Here is a 19,660-nt window from a genome sequence, read left to right on the forward strand (position 1 = left end):
TTACTTCAAGACAATGCGATCAGGATAAGGCCGAACGAAAATCTTCCACCAGATCGTCGGTATCCTCGATGCCGACCGACACCCGGATCAGCGACTCGGCAATACCCATGCTGGCACGGCGCTCCGGCCCCATCTCGAAGAAGATCGTGTGCGCGACCGGGATCACCAGGGTGCGGGTATCGCCCAGGTTCGAAGCCGGGATCGCAATCCTGAGGCGGTTCAGGTAATCGAAGCAGTCGATGCCTTCCTTCAACTCGAAGCTGAACAGCGAGCCGTAGGCGCGGAACAGTTCGCTCGCCAGGGCGTGCTGGGGGTGCGAGGCCAGGCCGGGATAATGGACCGCGGCCACGCGCTCGTCGGCCTGCAGCATGGTCGCCAGCGCCAGCGCGTTGGCGCTGGTGCGCTCCATGCGCAGGGCCAGGGTCTCGGCGCCGACCGCGATGTGATGCGCGGCTTCCGGCGCCAGGCTCGCGCCGAAATCGCGCAGCGACTTGGCGCGCAGCTGGGCCATGCCCTGGGCTGCCGGCGCCAGTTTGCGGAAATTCGGCGCGATGTTCGGATAGGCGCTCCAGTCGAACAGGCCGGTATCGGTCAAGGCACCGCCGAGCGCCATGCCGTGGCCGCCGATCGACTTGGTCAGCGAATTCACGACCAGGCCCGCACCCACCGCTTTCGGGCGGAACAAATAAGGCGTGGTCATGGTGTTGTCGACCACGTAGAGAATGCCGCGCTCGCGGCACAGCTGGCCGATGCGCGCCAGGTCGGCGATCTGGGTGCGCGGATTGGCGATGGTCTCGACGAACACCAGGCGCGTGTTGTCCTGCAGCGCGGCTTCGACATTGGCGACGTCGGTGGCATCGACGAAGGACACCTCGGCCCCCTGCCCCGCCACCGTGTTCCACAGGCTGTTGGTATTCCCGAACAGGAAGCTCGAGGACACGACATGGTCGCCGTCCTTGAGCAGGGCCTGGGCCAGCGCGCCGATCGCCGCCATGCCGGTGCCGAAGCACAGCGTGGCCACGCCGCCTTCCATCTTGCTGATCTTGTCTTCCAGCGCCGCCACCGTCGGGTTGCCCTGGCGGCCGTAGCGGAAGCCCGGCTCCTTGCCCTGGAAGACCGAGGCCAGCTGGCGCGCGTCGCCGTAGCCGAAGGCCACCGAGGTGTGGATGGGCTTGTGCAGCGAGCCCTGTTCGATCGGTTTCTGGCGGTCGTTGTGGAGGATGGTGGTGGTGAAGCCGTAGGTGGTCTTGTCGCTCATGATCGGGCTCTACTGGTCAGGTCGGAATGAGGGACGTGGGCACGGAGTGCCCACCCTACGGGCGCGTGACGTAGGGTGGGGTGTTGAGCCCGAGGGCTCAACACGAACGTGCCCACGATCGTGCGTTATTCGGCCGCTACCGACGGATTCAGGTTCAGCTGGGTCCGCACCAGGTCCTCGGACGACTTGCCCGAGCTCTTGTGGCGGTGGGTCTCCAGCCTGTCGAGGAACTCCGGCGTGATGTCGCCGGTGATGTAGACGCCGTCGAAGCAGGAAGCCTCGACGCTGGTCAGCTCCGGGTTCACGTCCATGATCGACTTCTTCAGCGCCTCGATGTCCTGGTAGACCAGGCGGTCGGCCGTGATCTCGCGGCACACCTCGTCCACCGTGCGGCCGTGGGCGATCAGCTCGTCGCGGGTCGGCATGTCGATGCCGTACACGTTCGGGTACAGCACCGGCGGCGCGGCCGAGGCGAAGAACACCTTGCGGGCGCCGGCTTCGCGCGCCATCTGCACGATCTCGCGACTGGTGGTGCCGCGCACGATCGAGTCGTCGACCAGCAGCACGTTCTTGTCCTTGAATTCGGCGGCGATGGCGTTGAGCTTCTGGCGCACCGACTTCTTGCGCATGCCCTGGCCCGGCATGATGAAGGTGCGGCCGATGTAGCGGTTCTTGATGAAGCCTTCCCGGTACTCGACGCCCAGCTTCAGCGCCAGCTGGATCGCGGCCGGACGCGAGGAATCCGGGATCGGCATCACGACGTCGATTTCCTCGAGCGGGATCTCCTTGCGGATCTTGTCCGCCAGGTACTCACCCATTTTCAGACGCGTCGCGTAGACCGAGGCGCCGTCGATCACGGAGTCCGGACGCGCCAGGTAGACGTATTCGAAGGCGCAGGGGTTCAGCGACGGATTCTCGGCGCACTGGCGCGCGTGCATCTGGCTGTTTTCGTCGATCCACACGGCTTCGCCCGGCGCGATGTCGCGCACGAAGCGGAAGCCCAGGCCTTCCAGCGCCACCGATTCGCTGGCCACCAGGTATTCCGGGCCCTGCTCGGTTTCGTTCACGCCCAGGCACAGCGGACGGATGCCGAAGGGATCGCGGAAGGCCAGCAGGCCGTGGCCGGCGATCTGGGCGATCACGGCATAGGCGCCGCGCACGCGCTTGTGGACCATGGCGACTGCCTTGAACACGGCTTCGGCGTCGAGCGAATAGCCGTCGGCGGCGGTCTGGATCTCGTGGGCCAGCACGTTCAGCAGCACTTCCGAGTCGGAGCTGGTGTTGACGTGGCGGCGGTCGATGCGGAACAGCTCGTCCTTCAGCTGCGCCTGGTTGGTCAGGTTGCCGTTGTGCGCCAGCGTGATGCCGAACGGCGCGTTGACGTAGAACGGCTGCGCTTCCTCTTCACTGGACGAGCCGGCGGTCGGATAGCGGCAATGGCCGATGCCGGAATTGCCCATCAGCGAGCGCATGTTACGAGTGCGGAACACGTCGCGTACCAGGCCGTTGGCCTTGTACATCGAGAACATGCTGCTGTGGTTGGTTGCGATACCGGCCGCATCCTGGCCGCGGTGCTGCAACAGCAGCAATGCGTCATACAGCAACTGGTTGACGGGGGCTTGCGAGACGACGCCGACGATGCCACACATGGTGCGCTCCTAAACAGCTGAACAAAAGAATTTTAAAACTGCACGTGCTGCGCAAGGGCAGCAGGCAAGAAAGGCTTGACCGTGCGCGCCCCTGTTTCCGCCATGGGCGAGAGCAGCGCGTCTTTCCAGAAAGCCTGTTGGGGGATGGAAGTCATTCCGCACAATATGACGCCGGCCAGCACGATTACAATCCCCCGGCCCAGTCCGAACAGGCCGCCGAGTCCGCGGTCGGCCAGCGACAGGCCGGTCGCCTCGATCAGCGCGCCGATCGCCAGTGCCAGCAAGCCCATCAGGACGCGCACGCCGAGGAACAATGCGATGAAGGCGACGATCAACCTGAGCGACTCCCCCGGAACCACCGATGGTAGCATGGGCGCCAGTTTCGCGCCGAAGGCGTTCGCCACCACGAAGGCCGCGATCCAGCCGACCAGGGACAGGATTTCCTTGACCAGCCCGCGCATGGTGCTGATGACAACCGACGAGACCAGGATGAACAGGACGATGTAGTCGAAAATCGTCACGGCTCAAGCGGGAGTTGCGAAGCCCGACAGGCCGATGCGACCCAGCCTGGCGCGCATCTTGTCGGCCTCTTCCTTGCTCAGCGGACCGATCTTCACCTTGATCAGTTCACCGGCCTTCTCGGTATGCGAGCTGATGCCGGCGCCGCGCAGTTTAGCCTGCAGCTCGGCGGCCTTTTCCTGGGTCGACAGCGCGGCGACCTGCAGCACGACCTTCTGTCCGCCGGTGTCGGCCGGCTTCTCGGCCTTTTCGGCGCCCTTGCCTTCGAGGATGGCGAGCGCGCGGGCTTCGTCATGCGGCTTGGCCGGCTTGTCCTCGCTCTTCGGCTTGACGGGCTTCTCGAGCTTGTCGGCCTTGTCCGCTTTTTCGGCCAGCTTGTGCTCGGCCCTGGTGTCCTTGTGTTCCGGCTTGTGCTCGGGCTTCGGCTCCGGCTTGTGCTCGGGCTTGGGTTCCGGTTTCGGCTCAGCCTTGGCTTTCGGCGGCTCCGGCTTGCGTTCCGGCTTCGGCGGCGTGGCGCGGGTCACCGGCGGCGGCATCTGGACCACTTCCTCGCCCTTGTCGACGGTGTCGACGGCGGCCACGGTCCTGCTGTTCACGGGCGCGGGCGCTGGCGCGGGTGCTTCGGCGATCGGCGCATCGGATGCGGCGGGCGCAGGTTCGGTCGGCACCGGCAGCGGCGCCGCCTTGTCCTTGGACGGGATCTGGATCGCGATGTCGCCGGCCAGCGGCTTGGGCTGCGAGTCGAGCAGCATCGGCAGGCCGACGGCGGCCGCCAGCGCCAGCGCGATGGCGCCGACCAGGCGGCGCCTTGCGCGCTTCTTCTCGGGCAGCAGCGGGTCGTTGCCGGTGCCGCGCCCGCGCGTGCTGCCGGCGACGGCACCCACGCTCGAGGCGCGTTTGGAACGGGCGCGTTCGCCGAGTGCGGCGTCGTCGTCCTTGCTGTAGAAACGGCCGCTGTCCTCGGCAGCGCGGCCTTGCTTGTTTTTACCGAAGAACGAGAACAAGCCCATGCGTTGTCAGGTCAATGAAGAGAGGATTTACGGGCCGCCATCACGCCAGCCACGGTATAGAAGGAGCCAAAGACCACTATTCTATCATCCTGTCCGGCCCGGCTAGTTGCGTCCTGGAAGGCCGCCGCCGGATCGGCGAAAGTCTGCACCGAAAATTCGTCCGGCTTGACGCCGGCCGGCTTCTTCGCCTGCAGCTTTTCGGCCAGCACGTCCGGGTCGGCCGAACGGGGCGACGGCAGCGCCGCCACGCACCAGTGGTCGACGTAGGGCGCCATGTGCTCGATGACGGCGTCGATGTCCTTGTCCTGCATGATGCCGAACACCGCATAGGTGAAACGGTGGTAGCCCATGTTCGACAGGTTCTGCGCCAGCGTCGCCGCCGCGTGCGGATTGTGGGCCACGTCCAGCACCGTGGTCGGACGGCCAGGCAGCACCTGGAAGCGGCCCGGCAGCTCGACCATCGCCAGACCGGCGCGCACTTCCTGCGCACCCACCGGCAGCTGCATGCGCAGCGCTTCGAGCGCGGCCAGCGCGGCCGAGGCGTTCAGCAGCTGGTTCGCGCCGCGCAGGGCCGGATAGGCCAGCGAGTTGCGGCGCTGCGAACGGCCGCCATAGGCCCACTGCTGCTTGTCGCCCTGGTAGTTGAAGTCGCGGCCGATCAGCCACAGGTCGGCGCCGATGTCTTCGGCATGCTTGATCAGCGACGCCGGCGGTTGCGGATCGCTGCAGATCGCCGGACGGCCGCTCCGGAAGATGCCGGCCTTCTCGAAGCCGATCTCCTCGCGCGTGTCGCCCAGGTAGTCCTTGTGGTCGATGTCGATGCTGGTGACGATGGACACGTCGGCGTCGATCACGTTGACCGCATCCAGGCGCCCGCCCAGGCCCACCTCGAGGATCGCGACGTCGATCTCGCTGGTGGACAGCAGGTGCGCGATCGCCAGCGTGGTGAACTCGAAATAGGTCAGGTCGATGTCGCCGCGCGCGGTTTCCACCACGTCGAAGGCGGACACCAGTGCTTCATCGCTGGCCATCTCGCCGTTGATGCGGGCGCGCTCGTTGAAGTCGAGGAAGTGCGGCTTGATGTACAGGCCGGTGCGGTAGCCGCCCTGCAGCAGCATCGCCTCCAGCATGGCGCAGGTCGAGCCTTTGCCGTTGGTGCCGGCCACCATGATCACGGGGCAGGAGAACGCGAGGTGCATGCGTTCCTTGACGGCGCGCACGCGGTCCAGGCCCATGTCGATATGGGTCTCGGCATGGCGCGACTCGAGCAGCGCCAGCCAGTCGGGCAAGGTGGTGGGGAGCATAGGCATGGGGGATGTGCGGTGCAGAGCGGTAAAGGGCGCCTGGCACAGCATCCCTTTACCGCTTTTTTCTGGATGGATTTACGCGAGGACGTCGGCCGGCTGGCTTTGCAGCAGGGCCAGCAGATGGGCGATCTCTTCGCGCATCTTGCGGCGGTCGACGATCATGTCGACGGCGCCCTTCTGGACCAGGAACTCGGCGCGCTGGAAGCCTTCCGGCAGCTTTTCGCGCACGGTGTTTTCGATCACGCGCGGGCCGGCGAAGCCGATCAGGGCCTTCGGTTCGGCGATCACGACGTCGCCCATGAAGGCGAACGACGCGGACACGCCACCCATGGTCGGGTCGGTCAGCACGCTAATGAAGGGCAGCTTCTTTTCGGAGAGCTTGGTCAGCATGGCAGTGGTCTTCGCCATCTGCATCAGCGACAGCAGGCCTTCCTGCATACGGGCGCCGCCGGTGGCGGTGATGCAGATGAAGGGCACCTTCTGCTCCAGGGCCACCTGGGCGCCGCGCGCGAAACGCTCGCCGACCACGGAACCCATCGAGCCGGCCATGAATTCGAATTCGAAGCAGGCGACGACGACCGGCAGGCTCATGATCGAGCCGCCCTGCACGATCAGGGCATCGGTTTCGCCGGTGGCGTCCATGGCCTGCTTGAGACGGTCCGGATACTTCTTGCTGTCCTTGAACTTCAGGGTGTCGACCGGCAGCGCGTCCTGGCCGATCTCATAGCGGCCGCCTTCGTCCAGCAGCGCATCGAGGCGCTCGCGGGCGCGGATGCGCATGTGATGGCTGCACTTCGGGCACACGTGCAGGTTGGACTCGAGGTCGGTCCGGTACAGCACCGATTCGCACGACGGGCACTTGACCCACAGGCCTTCGGGCATGGTCTGCTTCTTGGCGGCGGCATCGGAGCGCTGGATCCGTGGGGGCAGCAGTTTTTCCAACCAACTCATGTGTTCTCCTTTGCGGCAATTCAGAATTGGCGGTAGTGTAGCCGGTCAAGTCCCTCTTGTCGAATGCTTGCTCTAATTTACTTGCCTGTTAGTCAAACTTGAAAACCAGGCCACATGCGGGCTGTGGCGGATCAGGGCAGGCCCGTCTCGACCAGCTCGAAGTGCAGGGCGACGAATTCGAAATCGTCGTGCAACTCGTATTGCGGCAGGCAGGCGATGTGCACCTCCTGGAATTCGCGCGCGCTCGACATGTTCTCGCCGCGCCATACCGCCTCCGGGATATCGCCGAAGCGGATTGTTTCCACTTTGGTGGCGCGGATCAGGCAGCGCAGGCGCTGCTTCAAATCGTAGACTTCGATCAGGTCGCCGGCCGCGTAGCCGCCGTCGCCGTATTCGCCGTAGCCCTTGTAGTAGTCTTCGGCCACGTCGGCGGTGACGGTCTTGCGGCCTGCCATGACGTCGCGCGGCAGGCTGTCGTCTTCTTCATCGGCGCCCCAGAAGGTCAGGCGTTTCAGGCGGCTCATTCTTCCCTGCGCTCGGCGATCGTGAATTCGATGCCGCCGACCCAGCGGGCCACGCCGTTGTAGACCCAGGCGCCGAGGAAGGTGAAGATGAAGCCGAACACCGCGTACATCAGCGGCATCCACCACAGCATGCCCCAGGGGATGGGCTGGTGGGTGAGCAGCGAAGGAACGATCGCGAACAGCATCATCGGGATCGAGATGACCAGGTACAGCACGGTCATGACTTTTGCCGTTTGCAGTTTGGAGATATGAACGATCTGGGTTTTCATGTCGGCAGGATGTGGTTGCACTGACGACAATGTAGCTGATGTTTGCAATTAGGCAAACAAAAATGAAGGCGCCGCCCTGGTTTTCGACGGCATGCCTTTCGGTGTACGATACATGCGTTTCTTGCAAGGATATGGAGATGAAGACCTTCATGCGCAATCGCCCGGCTGCAGTCGTGAATGCCTTCCTGGTTGCCGCCGTGTTTGCCGTCGCGTTCTGGACCATCGATCGGCTCCCGGGCGCCGGCCAGGTCGCGATTCACTGGGGGCCCGACAACCGGCCTGACGCCTGGATCGGCGGGGCCGCCGTCCAGCTGGTGAATCCGATCGTCGCGCTGGTGATCTGGTTCCTGATGTGCGCCGCGCCGCAGCGCTTCGCAGCGCCCGGAAAATCGCCGGATACCGTGCACGCCAGGCTGTCCGTCGTTTTCCAGATCCAGTTGGCGGTGCAGCTCCTGATCGCGATCTACGCGCTGGGCTGGTCGCCGTTCTGACCGGGGCGCATGCCCCGGCCGGTACTGCCTGCTTACTTGGCGTCCAGCGCCGCGCGGATCCCCGCCACGAAGGCGCGCACCGCTTCCGCCCCCTGCTCTTTCGGCGTGTTCTCCAGCTCCTGGATGATGCGGCTGCCGATCACCACGGCATCCGCCACCGCCGCCACCGACTTCGCGGTCTCGGCATCGCGGATGCCGAAGCCGACGCCGATCGGCAGCTTCACATGTTCGCGGATCGCGGCCACGCGGCGCGCCACGTCGGCGGTGTCGATGCCGCCGGCGCCGGTCACGCCCTTCAGCGAGACGTAATACGAGAAGCCGCTGCCGTGGCGCGCCACCTGCTTCACACGTTCCACCGTCGAGGTGGGTGCGAGCAGGAAGATCAGGTCGAGGTCGTTCGCCTTCATCTCCGCGGCGAAATCTGCGCACTCCTCCGGCGGATAGTCGACCACGATGGCGCCGTCGGCGCCCGCGGCCTTGGCGCGGCGGATGAATTCCGAAGGCCCCATGCGCTCGATCGGATTGGCGTAGCCCATCAGGACCACCGGCGTGTGCTGGTTGGTCTTGCGGAATTCAAGCACGTAGTTGAAGACGTCGTTCATGCTGATGCCGAAGGCCAGCGCGCGTTCGCAGGCGCGCTGGATGACCGGGCCTTCCGCCATCGGGTCGGAGAACGGGACGCCGAGTTCCAGCACGTCGGCGCCGCCCGCCACCAGCGCGTGCATGATGGGCACGGTGACATCGGGGCCGGGGTCGCCGGCGGTGACGAAGGTGACGAGGCCGGTCTTGCCCTGCTGTTTCAGGGCATTGAAGGTAAGTTCGATTCGGGACATGTCTGCTCTCTTTTTATCAACCGAAATTCAGGCCGGCGCGCTGCGCGACCGTGTGCATGTCCTTGTCGCCGCGGCCGGACAAGTTCACCAGGATGATCTGGTCGGCAGGCAGGGTCGGCGCCAGCTTGGCCGCGTACGCGATCGCGTGCGAGGATTCCAGCGCCGGGATGATGCCTTCGATGCGGCAGCAGTCGTGGAAGGCCTGCAGCGCTTCGTCGTCGGTGATCGAGACATATTGGGCGCGCTCGATGTCCTTCAGCCAGGCGTGCTCGGGGCCGACGCCCGGATAGTCCAGGCCGGCCGAGACCGAGTGCGTTTCGATGATCTGGCCGTTCGCATCCTGCAGCAGGTAGGTGCGGTTGCCGTGCAGGACGCCTGGGAAGCCGGCCGTCAGCGAGGCCGAGTGCTTGCCGCTGTCCAGGCCCTCGCCCGCCGCCTCGACGCCGACCAGCTTGACGCCCGGCTCGTCGATATAGGGGTAGAAGATGCCCATCGCGTTCGAACCGCCGCCGATGCAGGCGACCACATAGTCCGGCTGGCGGCCGGTCATCTGCGGCATCTGCACGCGGCATTCCTCGCCGATCACCGACTGGAAGTCGCGCACCATCATCGGGTACGGGTGCGGGCCAGCCACGGTGCCGATGATGTAGAAGGTGTTTTCGATGTTGGTGACCCAGTCGCGCATCGCTTCGTTGAGCGCGTCCTTCAAGGTCTTGGAGCCGCTTTCCACCGGCACCACGGTCGCCCCCAGCAGCTTCATGCGGTACACGTTCTGGGCCTGGCGCTTGACGTCCTCGGCGCCCATGTAGACCACGCATTCGAGGCCGAAGCGGGCGCAGATGGTGGCGGTGGCGACGCCGTGCTGGCCGGCGCCGGTCTCGGCGATGATGCGCGGCTTGCCCATGCGTTTCGCCAGCAGGGCCTGGCCGATCACGTTGTTGATCTTGTGGGCGCCGGTGTGGTTCAGGTCTTCGCGCTTGAAGAAGATCTGGGCGCCGAGGCCATCGTGCGCGCCCTGCTGCGACCAGCGCTTGGCGTGGTAGACCGGCGACGGACGGCCGACGAAGTGCGCCAGCTCGTAGCGGAACTCTTCCAGGAACGCGGGATCCTGGCTGTAGCGGGCATAGGCTTCGTTCAGCTCGGCCAGCGCGTGGCTGAGGGTTTCGGCGACAAAAGAGCCGCCGTAGGGGCCGAAGTGGCCGGAAGCGTCCGGCAGCTGGTATTCGGGGGTCTTGAAAAGACTTTTAGGAGTGTTCTCCATGGTGTGACTCGCTCGTATCGGGTGATGCATCGGCAGCCCGCACCGCGTCGATGAACGCGGCAATCTTGCGGGCATCCTTGATCCCCTTGCTTTCCTCGACACCACTGCTGATGTCGACCGCAAAGGGGCGTACGCGCATCACCGCGCTAGTCACGTTTTGCACGCTCAAGCCACCACTCAAAACGACCCGAGGCGCGAGCTCTTTTGGAATAAGAGACCAATCGAAAACCTTTCCTGCACCGCCGTAGGCGTCGACCCAGGTGTCGAGCAACAGACCCGAAAACCAGGCGCTGGCGACGCGGTATTGAGCTTCCGATTCTAGCAGGTCGGACGCGCTTGTGTCGGGTTTGACGCGGAAAGCCCGCACGAAAGGCCGCCGCACCGCCGCGGCAATGGCGGCGCACTGCTCGGCGGTTTCGTCGCCGTGGAACTGCAGCAGTGCGATCGGGCCGTTGTCGACGGCCTGGCGCACCTCATCCACGCTAGCGTTGACGAACAGGCCGACGCCGTTCACGAAGGGCGGCATGGCCGGGGCCAGCGCCTTCCATTGTTCGGGGGCGAGGTAGCGCGGGCTCTTCGGGTAGAACACGAAGCCGAGGGCATCGGCGCCGCCGTCGACTGCCGCGCGCAGGTCTTGTTCGCGGGTGATGCCGCAGATTTTGATTCGGGTGCGATTCATAAAAAGAACGGCGGCGTCGCCTCTTGCGGCAGTCCCCACTTCGGGTCGTAGTCGATTGTAGCAAGATACAAGCCGTCGGGCATGAAGGTCGGCGCGGCGGCGTCGCGCGAGCGGGCCGCGAGCACCTCGGCCATCCAGCCCGGCTCGTTGCGGCCGGTGCCCACGTAGATCAGCGAGCCGACGATATTCCTCACCATGTGGTGCAGGAAGGCCGAGGCGCGCACCGTGAACACGATCACGTCGCCCTGGCGCACGATGTTCACTTCGTGCATCTGCTTGATCGGCGAATTCGCCTGGCATCCGGAAGCGCGGAAGCTGCTGAAGTCGTGCGTGCCGATCAGGTGCCGGGCCGCCTCCTGCATGCGCTCGACGTCCAGCGGACGGAACACCCAGCCGGCGCGGCCGGCCAGCAGGGCCGACGGATTCGGGTGGTTGTACAGCACGTAGCGGTAGGTGCGCGACCTGGCCGAAAAGCGCGCGTGGAAGTCCTGCCCTTCCGCATCCGGCGCGACCGCATGCGCCCAGCGCACGACGATCGAATCCGGCAGGAAGGCGTTGGTGCCGCGCACCCAGGACTGCGGCGGGCGGTCCAGCTCCGTGTCGAAGTGGACGACCTGCTCGATCGCGTGCACGCCGGCGTCGGTGCGGCCGGCGCAGGCGGTGGCGATCGGCGTGCAGGCAAATTTCTCGAGCGCGATTTCCAGTTTATCCTGGACCGTGTCGCGCGATGGTTGTTTCTGGTACCCGTTCCAGGCGGTGCCGATGTACTGGACACCCAATGCAATTCTTGTCACCCGACCGGCCTCACACGAGCTGTGCGCGCATTGCGTTGGCCTTCGAGACCTGGTCGCTGTTGCCGCCCTTGATGACTTCCTCGAGCAGCTCGCGCGCGCCCTCCTTGTCACCGATTTCCTGATACGCGATGGCCAGATCCAGCTTGGTTTCCATCTCCATGTGCGCGGCCGTCATCTCGGCCGGCGCGGCGGCGCTGGCGGTTTCCACTTCCGGCAGCGCCAGACCGTTGCCCTCGCCCGGCAGGTCGAGGTCGAAGCCGCCGAGGTCGAAGGCCGGCTCGACCTTTGCCGGCTCCAGCATGTCGTGCGGCGCGTAGGCCGCGCTTTCGACCGGCGCCGGGGTCGCCGTCGGCAGCCCGTTGTGCAGCGTGTCCAGGCCAAACAGTTCGTCTTCCAGCGAGAGCGCCGGGGCCGGGTCGGCCTGCGCCGGCTTGGCCTCGTCGACCAGGCCGAAGTCCATGGTGTCGAGGTCGAACAGCGGGTCCTTCAATTCGGTGGCCGGGGCGGTTTCTTCCGGCGCGGCCGGGATCGACGGCAAGTCGAATTCCCTGGCCAGGTTGGCCATGTCGAAGTCGCTGTTGGCGAATTCGTTGGCCGGTGCGGCGGCAGCGATGTCGGAGGCCGCGCCGGCGCCCGGGATGGTGTCGCCGAGGTCGAAGTCGCCGAACGGCAGGTCGTCCGCGGTCTCGAGCGGCTGGATGGCCGGCTGCGGCAGCGGGCTCGCGGCCGGGGCGCCGAAGTCCATGTCGAAGGAGAAGTCGAGCGGCTCGTCGGCGGCTGCCGGCGCCGCTGCGCCGGTCGTTTCGGCATGCATCGCCACCGGCTCGGCCGCTGCGGCTGCCGGAGCTGCGTCGAAGCTGCCCATGTCGAAGTCGAGCAGGTTGTCGTCGTGCGCCGCTTGCGCCGGCTTCGGTTCCTCGGCCTGCACCGGCTCGAAGGCCAGGCCGCCCAGGTCGAAGTCGAGCGTATGCTCGTCGTCGGCCGGGCTGGCTGCGGCGGCTTGCGGCTGGACGGGCGACTGCGCGGCCGACTGCGCGGCCGGCTGCGCGGCACCCATCGCGCCGGCGAAGTGCTGGTCGAAGCTCATCGGCTCGTGCGCCGCGGCGGCCGGGGTCGCGGTCATGTCGTCGGCGGCGCCGAAGACGTCGTCGAAGTCGCGTGAACTCAGGGTCTGCGCTGCCTCGCCGGGGGCCGGGACGGCGTCGGCCTGCGGCGCGCCGGCCGCATACAGCGGGTTCAGCGGATCGATGGACAGGCCCAGCGCGGCGGCCTGCGCCCACTCGTCGCCGTGGCCGCGCGTCATGCTGTACAGCTCGCCGGCCTGGGTCTCGAAGGCGCGCTGGTCCTTGCGGGCGGCGTAGATCTCGAGCAGCTTGAGGCGCACCGGATAGCGTTCCGGATGGGTGCGCAGCGCTTCCTTCAGGATCTCTTCGGCCTGGGCGTCGCGGCCATAGGCGATGTAGACGTCGGCTTCGGCCACCGGGTCGACTTCGTTGGTGTCGAGCTGGCTGGCCGAGGGCGCGAAGCTGGAATTGAACACGCTGTTGTTGGTGTCCACGCTCTGGCCGCCGGTTTCGGCGAACAGCGAGTGCGCCGGTGCGGTCGGCACGCCCAGGATCGACGGCTCGGCGACGGCCTTGACCTCTTTCTTCTTGCGGCGCTGGGCCGCCAGCAGGCCGCCGAGCAGCAGCACGGCCGCGCCGCCGCCGACCAGCGGCAGGTTCTCCATCAGGAAGTCGAAGATGCCCGGTTCCGCGGCAGGCGCCGGGGCCGGTGCCGGCTTGATGGTCGGCAGCTTCTTCGGCGCCGGCTTGTCCTGCGCCGGGGCCGGAGTCGGGGCAGGCGTGACGGTGGCGGCAGCGTTCTGCTGGGCCTCGGCGCCGCCCTTGCTCTTGACCGTCGCCAGCTTCTCGAGGTCGTTGATGTTCTGTTCGAGCTCCTTCACGCGCTTCTGGGATTCTTCCAGCTCGCGCTGCTTGGCGATCGTGTCCTCGGCGCTCATGGTCGCGCCCTTGCCGGCAGCGCTGCCGGCAGCAGGCGCCTTCGACAGGCGCAACTGGTCCTGGGACTCGTTGGCGGCGGTCGGGCGCTCCTCGACCTTGGCGGTGATCTTGCCGCCGGCGCTCTGGCCCGCCTGCGGAGTCCTGGTCGGCTCGGCATTGCCGACCTGGCCGGCCAGCTTGTTGCGGTAGGCGTTGAAGTCGGCCGCGTGGGCGACCACGACGCCATGCGCCTCGCCCTCGTTCAGCGACTGCACGCTGCCGGCGTCCGGCACCGACAGGATGCGGCCCGACTTCAGGCGGTTCATGTTGTTGCCGATGAAGGCATCCGGATTGGCGCGGTACAGCGCCACCAGCATCATGTCGAGCGAAACGTCGACCGGCTTCAGTTGCGCGGCGATGCGGCCCAGGCTGTCGCCCGGCTTGACGCGGTACTTTGAAGCACCGCTCGCGGCGCTGCCCGAAGACGCCGGCCTGCCCTCCTCGGCGGCGCGTGCGCGGTCGGCGCGGCGCGGACGTTCGCTCGCCACCGGTGCCGCCGGCGCGGCCGCAGCCGGGGCTTCGGCACGCGGGCGCGCGGCCGGCGGCGCTTCGTTCGATGCCACCTGCGCCGACTGGGTCGCGCGCAGCTCGGCCGGATCGAGCAGGAAGGTGTACTCGCGCACCAGGCGGCCGTTATTCCAGGTCAGCTCCAGCAGCATGTCGACGAAAGGCTCGTTCAGCGGCTGGGTCGAACTCACGCGGATGAACTGCCGGCCATTGCGCTGCTCGACCGCGAAACGCAGCGACAGCAGGGCCGGATTGAATTCGATGTTCGCGGTACGGAAGGCCTCCGGCGAAGCCAGCTTGGCCACCAGGCCGTTGGCCTCGTCGCTGGACACCGCCGTCAACTCGATTTCGGCACGCAGGGGCTGGCCGAGCGCCGAGAGCACGGTGAGTTTGCCGAGGCCCGCCGCATGCGCGGCCGAGCTCAGAACCAACGCACTGGCAACCGCCGCGGTGAGCTTCTTCAGCGCGGACGACTTCATCGAGGGACGTTGAGTGGAATGCATAATTCGACTGAATGAGTTGAGCGGAGAGGTGATCAGCCCGGAGGCGAGCCCGGTGGTCTCGGCAACATAGCATCATGCACTATGGCACGCAAGCTCTACGGAAAGAAACATTCACGACCCGTGAGATATGTAGACGGTCTATTCATGCAAGTGATGTTTTTTGGGTCAAACCATGACATTTGATTAGCACCTCTTGCCATGCCGACCACAAACGACGGCCATGAAAAAAGGCCGCACGAGGCCGCCTTCATTCTACCCTTGAACCGGGTCCGGCTTATTTGTCCAGCACGATGCGCAGCATGCGGCGCAGCGGTTCGGCGGCGCCCCACAGCAGCTGGTCGCCGACGGTGAAGGCCGAGATGTAGTCCGGGCCCATAGCCATCTTGCGCACGCGGCCGACCGGGATGTTCAGGCTGCCGGTGACGGCAGCCGGGGTCAGGTCGCGCATCGAGGCTTCGCGCGTGTTCGGCACGAACTTCACCCACTGGTTGTCGTTGGCGATGATGTCGTTGATCTCATCCAGCGGCACGTCCTTCTTGAGCTTGATGGTCAGCGCCTGCGAGTGGCAGCGCATCGCGCCGATGCGGACGCACAGGCCGTCGACCGGGATCACATTGCCCGATGCCGAGGTGCGGCCGAGGATCTTGTTGGTCTCGGCGCCGCCCTTCCACTCTTCCTTCGACTGGCCGTTGCCCAGGTCCTTGTCGATCCAGGGAATCAGGTTGCCGCCCAGCGGCACGCCGAACTGTTTCGTTTCCTCAAGCGACATGCCATGCTGGGTCGCCAGCACGGTGCGGTCGATCTCGAGGATGGCCGAGGCCGGGTCGTCCAGCAGCGGCTTGACGGCCGCGTTGATGGTGCCGAACTGGGTCAGCAGTTCGCGCATGTGCTGGGCACCGCCGCCCGATGCCGCCTGGTAGGTCATGGAGGTCATCCAGTCGACCAGGTCGTGCTTGAACAGGCCGCCCAGGCCCATCAGCATGCAGGACACGGTGCAGTTACCGCCGATGAAGTTCTTCACGCCGCGGGTCATCGCATCCTTGATGACGTTCAGGTTGACCGGGTCCAGCACGATGACGGCGTCGTCGTTCATGCGCAGGGTCGATGCAGCGTCGATCCAGTAGCCGTTCCAGCCGGCTGCGCGCAGCTGCGGGAAGACTTCGGTGGTGTAGTCGCCGCCCTGGCAGGAGATGATGATCTCGCACTTCGAGAGCTCGGCGATGTCGGTGGCGCTCTTCAGTTTGGTCTCGTTCTTCGCCATGGCCGGCGCAGCGCCGCCCGGGTTCGACGTGGTGAAGAACACCGGCTCGATATGGTCGAAATCGCCCTCGTCCTGCATACGCTTCATGAGGACCGACCCGACCATGCCGCGCCAACCAACCAGACCAACTAGTTTCATTTCAAATTCCCTCGTTTTATGTTTGCTTTCGTGGGCTTACCGGGCCCACGATGAATATCGATTAACGCCGCATCACGCCAATGCGTTGACCACCGCGTCGCCCATCTGTTCGGTACCGACGCGCGTGGTGCCCTGCTCGAAGATGTCCGGCGTGCGCAGGCCCTGTGCCAGCACGGCCTTGACGGCATTCTCGATGCGGTCCGCCTGCTCGGCCTTGCCGAGCGAGAAACGCAGCATCATCGCCGCCGACAGGATGGTCGCCAGCGGATTCGCGACGCCCTGGCCGGCGATATCCGGCGCCGAGCCGTGCGACGGTTCGTACAAGCCCTTGTTGTTCGCATCCAGCGAAGCCGAGGGCAGCATGCCGATCGAACCGGTCAGCATCGCGGCTGCGTCCGACAGGATGTCGCCGAACATGTTGCCGGTGACGATGACGTCGAACTTCTTGGGCGCGCGCACCAGCTGCATCGCCGCGTTATCGACGTACATGTGCTCGAGCTGGACGTCCTGGTATTCCTTGTGCACCTCGGTGACGATGTCGCGCCAGAACTGGAAGGTCTCCAGCACGTTGGCCTTGTCGACGCTGGTCACGCGCGAACCGCGCTTGCGCGCAGCCTGGAAGGCGACGTGGGCGATGCGGCGGATTTCGCCTTCCGCATAGCGCATGGTGTCGAAGCCTTCGCGCTGGCCTGCGAACGGACCGTCCGGACATTCGCGCACGCCGCGCGGCTTGCCGAAATAGATGTCGCCGGTCAGCTCGCGGATGATCAGGATGTCCAGGCCCGACACGACCTCCGGCTTGAGCGTCGATGCGCCCGCCAGTTCCGGATACAGGATGGCCGGACGCAGGTTGGCGAACAGGCCGAGTTCCTTGCGCAAGCCGAGGATGGCCTGCTCGGGGCGCAGCGCGCGCTCGAGATTGTCGTACTTGTAGTCGCCGACGGCGCCGAACAGCACCGCATCGGCGGCCTTGGCCAGCGCCAGCGTTTTTTCGGGTAACGGATGCCCGTGGGCCGCGTAGCCGGCGCCGCCGACTTCCGCGCTCTCCATCTCGAAGGATTCGCCGAGCGCGTTCAGCACCTTGACGGCCTGCGCCGTGATTTCGGGACCGATGCCGTCGCCCGGCAGGATGGCAATCTTCATGTCAGACTTTCTCAGATGGTGTTGGCGAGCCAGGGCTGCGCGCGCAGGTGGCGTTCTTCGAAGGCGCGGATCTCGTCGGCGTGGCGCAGGGTCAGGCCGATGTCGTCCAGGCCGTTCAGCAGGCAGTACTTGCGGAATTCGTCGATCGCGAATTCGAAGTCCAGCTGGCCGTCCGGCGTGCGGATCACCTGCTGCTCCAGATCGACCACCAGCCTGAAGCCCGGGAAGGCCTTCACTTCATTGAACAGCTGGTCGATCTGCTGTTCGCTCAGCGCGATCGGCAGCAGCCCGCTCTTGTAGCAGTTGTTGAAGAAGATGTCGGCGAAGCTCGGCGCGACGATGGCGCGGAAGCCGTACTGCTGCAGCGCCCAGGGCGCGTGCTCGCGCGAAGAACCGCAGCCGAAGTTCTTGCGGGCCAGCAGGATCGACGCGCCGGCGTAGCGCGGCTGGTTCAGCACGAAGTCCGGGTTCAGCGGGCGCTTGTCGTTGTCCATGCCCGGTTCGCCGTGGTCGAGGTAACGCCACTCGTCGAACAGGTTGGGGCCAAAGCCGGTACGGCGGATCGACTTCAGGAACTGCTTGGGGATGATGGCGTCGGTATCGACGTTGGCGCGGTCGAGCGGCGCCACCAGTCCTTCGTGTACGGTGAATTTTTCCATGATCCGAGGGGTCAGAGCCCGGTGTTGGTTTTCAAAGGGCTCTGACCCGGTAGTCCGCGGCCGATGCCCGTCGATTCGAAACTTACTTGCCGCCCGCGCCGGTAATGACCTGGCCAACCTTCTGCACGTCCTTGCCGACACCCGAGATGGTGTTGCAGCCGGCGGCAGCGATGGCGATGAGGGCGAGAGCGATTACTTTTTTCATGGTTCTGCTGTGTTGATTTATTGGGTTAAAAATGTGTGCGTGGCTGAGCACCGGGCTCCGACCCTAGATTTTACGGACGTCGACGAAGTGGCCCGCGATCCCGGCCGCCGCAGCCATGGCCGGCGACACCAGGTGGGTGCGTCCGCCCTGCCCCTGGCGGCCTTCGAAGTTGCGGTTCGAGGTCGAGGCGCAGCGCTCGCCCGGCTCGAGGCGGTCGGCGTTCATCGCCAGGCACATCGAGCAGCCCGGCTCGCGCCATTCGAAGCCGGCGGCCTTGAAGATGCGGTCGAGGCCTTCGCGCTCGGCCTGTTCCTTCACCAGGCCCGAACCCGGCACCACCATCGCCAGCTTGACGTTCGAAGCGCGCTGGCGCCCGCGCACGATGGCGGCGGCGGCGCGCAGGTCTTCGATGCGCGAGTTGGTGCAGGAGCCGATGAAGACCTTGTCGATGCGGATGTCCTCGATCGGGGTGTTCGGCTTGAGGTCCATGTAGACCAGCGCGCGCTCCATGGCGTCGCGCTTGACCGGGTCGCGTTCCTTGTCCGGATCCGGCACGCGGCCGTCGACCGTGGTCACCATCTCCGGCGAAGTGCCCCAGGTGACCTGCGGGCGGATGTCGGCGGCGTTCAGGGTCACGACCATGTCGAACTTCGCGCCCGGGTCGCTGTGCAGGGTGCGCCAGTAGGCGACCGCCTGCTCCCACTGCGGCCCGACCGGTGCGAACGGACGCCCCTTCACGTACTCGATGGTGGTGTCGTCGACCGCCACCATGCCGGCGCGCGCGCCCGCTTCGATCGCCATGTTACAGACCGTCATCCGGCCTTCCATCGACAGCGAACGGATGGTCGAGCCGGCGAATTCGATCGCGTAGCCGGTGCCGCCGGCGGTGCCGATCCTGCCGATCACGGCCAGCACGATGTCCTTGGCGGTGACGCCCGGCGGCAGCGCGCCGTCGACCTGCACCAGCATGGCCTTCGATTTCTTCGCCAGCAGGGTCTGGGTGGCCATCACGTGCTCGACTTCCGAGGTGCCGATGCCGTGCGCCAGGCAGCCGAAGGCGCCGATGGTCGAGGTGTGCGAGTCGCCGCAGACCACCGTCATGCCCGGCAGCGTCGCGCCCTGCTCCGGCCCGATCACGTGGACGATGCCCTGGCGCTTGTCGTTCATGTTGAAGTAGGTGACGCCGAAGGCCTTGGTGTTCTCATCCAGCGTCTCGACCTGCAGGCGCGAGGTCGGGTCCGCGATGCCGCGCGAACGGTCGGTGGTCGGCACATTGTGGTCGGCTACGGCAAGGTTGGCGGAGGTGCGCCATAGCTGGCGGTCCGCCACGCGCAGGCCTTCGAAGGCCTGGGGGCTGGTGACTTCGTGCACCAGCTGGCGGTCGATATACAGCACGGTGGTGCCATCCGCATCGGCACGCACGACATGCGAATCCCAGAGTTTGTCGTAGAGCGTTTTCAACATGATCTATCCATTCGAACAGCCGGCTTATGCGGGCATGGTCTTTGATTATGCCATATTTGTGCACTGCGTCAGCCCGCCCTGCTTGCACGATTATTTCAACCGAAACCTCTACATGCAAATTTTGTTTGCCTTGAATGACTGGAATGCAAATGAAAATAGCCTGCACGGTTTCCGGGCAGGCTATTCTTGGTTT

The 19,660-nt window shown here is 65.7% G+C and carries 19 protein-coding genes; 1 reads left to right on the forward strand and 18 read right to left on the reverse strand.

Features of this window, described 5'->3' with window-relative positions:
• Positions 1–19 precede the first annotated feature (19 nt).
• From NX782_RS11700 to NX782_RS11735, 8 genes are all read right to left on the reverse strand, one after another.
• Positions 20–1,258: a cystathionine gamma-synthase family protein gene (locus NX782_RS11700; protein WP_258845631.1), complete on the reverse strand. Its 1,239-nt coding sequence runs from the start codon at positions 1,256–1,258 to the stop codon at positions 20–22.
• 125 nt (positions 1,259–1,383) lie between these two features.
• Entirely contained in the window at positions 1,384–2,907 is a 1,524-nt protein-coding gene (gene purF, locus NX782_RS11705; protein ID WP_258845632.1) for an amidophosphoribosyltransferase, read from the reverse strand.
• A 32-nt stretch (positions 2,908–2,939) separates the two neighbouring features.
• The gene (locus NX782_RS11710) at positions 2,940–3,428 is read right to left on the reverse strand and encodes a CvpA family protein (protein ID WP_258845633.1); all 489 of its coding nucleotides are present in this window, start codon (positions 3,426–3,428) and stop codon (positions 2,940–2,942) included.
• Between the two features lie 3 nt (positions 3,429–3,431).
• Positions 3,432–4,436, reverse strand: coding sequence for an SPOR domain-containing protein (locus tag NX782_RS11715; protein ID WP_258845634.1), 1,005 nt, complete (start codon positions 4,434–4,436; stop codon positions 3,432–3,434).
• A gap of 11 nt (positions 4,437–4,447) precedes the next feature.
• Positions 4,448–5,746 carry a bifunctional tetrahydrofolate synthase/dihydrofolate synthase gene (folC, locus tag NX782_RS11720; RefSeq protein WP_258845635.1) on the reverse strand — a complete coding sequence of 433 codons (1,299 nt, stop codon included), beginning with the start codon at positions 5,744–5,746 and terminating at the stop codon, positions 4,448–4,450.
• A 72-nt stretch (positions 5,747–5,818) separates the two neighbouring features.
• Positions 5,819–6,694, reverse strand: coding sequence for an acetyl-CoA carboxylase, carboxyltransferase subunit beta (gene accD, locus NX782_RS11725; RefSeq protein WP_258845636.1), 876 nt, complete (start codon positions 6,692–6,694; stop codon positions 5,819–5,821).
• 131 nt (positions 6,695–6,825) lie between these two features.
• Positions 6,826–7,218 carry an ASCH domain-containing protein gene (locus NX782_RS11730; protein ID WP_258845637.1) on the reverse strand — a complete coding sequence of 131 codons (393 nt, stop codon included), beginning with the start codon at positions 7,216–7,218 and terminating at the stop codon, positions 6,826–6,828.
• Positions 7,215–7,439, reverse strand: a complete 225-nt coding sequence (locus NX782_RS11735; protein WP_258845638.1) for a hypothetical protein — start codon at positions 7,437–7,439, stop codon at positions 7,215–7,217. Before NX782_RS11735 ends, NX782_RS11730 begins: the two co-directional genes overlap by 4 nt.
• Before the next feature lie 185 nt (positions 7,440–7,624).
• Here NX782_RS11735 and NX782_RS11740 point away from each other — a divergent pair, with 185 nt between their 5' ends.
• Complete coding sequence (locus NX782_RS11740) at positions 7,625–7,978, forward strand: hypothetical protein (RefSeq protein WP_258845639.1); 354 nt, start codon at positions 7,625–7,627, stop codon at positions 7,976–7,978.
• A gap of 32 nt (positions 7,979–8,010) precedes the next feature.
• Here the strand turns inward: NX782_RS11740 and trpA are convergent, their stop codons facing one another.
• The 10 genes from trpA to leuC all read right to left on the reverse strand — a co-directional run bounded on the left by trpA (position 8,011) and on the right by leuC (position 19,467).
• Positions 8,011–8,811, reverse strand: coding sequence for a tryptophan synthase subunit alpha (gene trpA, locus NX782_RS11745; RefSeq protein WP_258845640.1), 801 nt, complete (start codon positions 8,809–8,811; stop codon positions 8,011–8,013).
• A 16-nt stretch (positions 8,812–8,827) separates the two neighbouring features.
• On the reverse strand, positions 8,828–10,072 hold the full coding sequence (gene trpB, locus NX782_RS11750; protein ID WP_258845641.1) for a tryptophan synthase subunit beta: 1,245 nt from the start codon (positions 10,070–10,072) through the stop codon (positions 8,828–8,830).
• Complete coding sequence (locus NX782_RS11755) at positions 10,056–10,751, reverse strand: phosphoribosylanthranilate isomerase (RefSeq protein WP_258845642.1); 696 nt, start codon at positions 10,749–10,751, stop codon at positions 10,056–10,058. The genes trpB and NX782_RS11755 overlap by 17 nt, the downstream gene beginning before the upstream one ends.
• Complete coding sequence (truA, locus tag NX782_RS11760; RefSeq protein ID WP_258845643.1) at positions 10,748–11,545, reverse strand: tRNA pseudouridine(38-40) synthase TruA; 798 nt, start codon at positions 11,543–11,545, stop codon at positions 10,748–10,750. The genes NX782_RS11755 and truA overlap by 4 nt, the downstream gene beginning before the upstream one ends.
• Before the next feature lie 10 nt (positions 11,546–11,555).
• The gene (locus NX782_RS11765) at positions 11,556–14,597 is read right to left on the reverse strand and encodes a motility hub landmark protein FimV (RefSeq protein WP_258845644.1); all 3,042 of its coding nucleotides are present in this window, start codon (positions 14,595–14,597) and stop codon (positions 11,556–11,558) included.
• A 274-nt stretch (positions 14,598–14,871) separates the two neighbouring features.
• Positions 14,872–15,996: an aspartate-semialdehyde dehydrogenase gene (asd, locus tag NX782_RS11770; RefSeq protein WP_258845645.1), complete on the reverse strand. Its 1,125-nt coding sequence runs from the start codon at positions 15,994–15,996 to the stop codon at positions 14,872–14,874.
• Between the two features lie 72 nt (positions 15,997–16,068).
• Positions 16,069–17,139: a 3-isopropylmalate dehydrogenase gene (leuB, locus tag NX782_RS11775; protein WP_258845646.1), complete on the reverse strand. Its 1,071-nt coding sequence runs from the start codon at positions 17,137–17,139 to the stop codon at positions 16,069–16,071.
• 11 nt (positions 17,140–17,150) lie between these two features.
• Positions 17,151–17,798 (reverse strand): 3-isopropylmalate dehydratase small subunit, encoded by a 648-nt coding sequence (gene leuD, locus NX782_RS11780; protein ID WP_258845647.1) that lies wholly within the window; start codon positions 17,796–17,798, stop codon positions 17,151–17,153.
• A gap of 82 nt (positions 17,799–17,880) precedes the next feature.
• Positions 17,881–18,003, reverse strand: coding sequence for an entericidin A/B family lipoprotein (locus NX782_RS11785; protein ID WP_258845648.1), 123 nt, complete (start codon positions 18,001–18,003; stop codon positions 17,881–17,883).
• Between the two features lie 63 nt (positions 18,004–18,066).
• Positions 18,067–19,467, reverse strand: a complete 1,401-nt coding sequence (gene leuC, locus NX782_RS11790; RefSeq protein WP_258845650.1) for a 3-isopropylmalate dehydratase large subunit — start codon at positions 19,465–19,467, stop codon at positions 18,067–18,069.
• Positions 19,468–19,660 lie beyond the last annotated feature (193 nt).

Source organism: Massilia norwichensis (assembly GCF_024753245.1).
In the GTDB taxonomy this organism is placed as follows: Bacteria; Pseudomonadota; Gammaproteobacteria; order Burkholderiales; family Burkholderiaceae_D; genus Telluria; species Telluria norwichensis.